General features: G+C 55.7%; 1 pseudogene. It reads left to right on the top strand.

Annotated elements, in window-relative coordinates:
- Nucleotides 1–328 (top strand): annotated as a pseudogene (locus CXR03_RS18040) (hypothetical protein); the annotation flags it as partial.
- Nucleotides 329–506 lie beyond the last annotated feature (178 nt).

Raw genomic sequence — 506 nt, 5'->3', positions numbered from 1 at the left:
CAAAGGGCAGTCATTTCCAGTACTCACTCAGGCCCTCAAAACTTTCAAGACAAGCCCGCTCCAGACGGACATATATCTGTTGCTGGTCTACCGGCTGTTTTCCGTGAAAGCTCCGGTGCGGATCACCTGGCAGCAGCTCAACGCCCAGTTTGGTGCCCAGTATGAGCGTGACAGGGATTTCAAAGCGGCATTCATTAAGAACCTTGCCGAGGTGGCCAAGTTCTATCCCGAGGCGAACTACAAAGTGACTCAGGACTACCTGATTCTCTACCGGTCCAAGCAGCACATACCGAGCAAACCAATCAAGGAAGCCCTGGAGGAAAACTAGGCAACCGAACGGGGCCGCTGCGGGAGTTTATGACTCTCCCGCAGCGGTTCCTGTTAGGTGCGCTAGGAGAGCCGCAACCGCCTGGTCAAAAGCATCGGGGTTCACGACGTACAGAACTCGTTGACCGAGCCGGCGACCCTTGCCGTCATGGGTGGCAACAATGCGCTGTTCTTCACGC

The organism is Arthrobacter sp. 08Y14, from assembly GCF_002929455.1.
Classification (GTDB): Bacteria; Actinomycetota; Actinomycetes; order Actinomycetales; family Micrococcaceae; genus Arthrobacter_B; species Arthrobacter_B sunyaminii.
The sequence above is the reverse complement of the archived record's forward strand: the minus strand, read 5'-3'. Positions and strand labels throughout refer to the sequence as shown.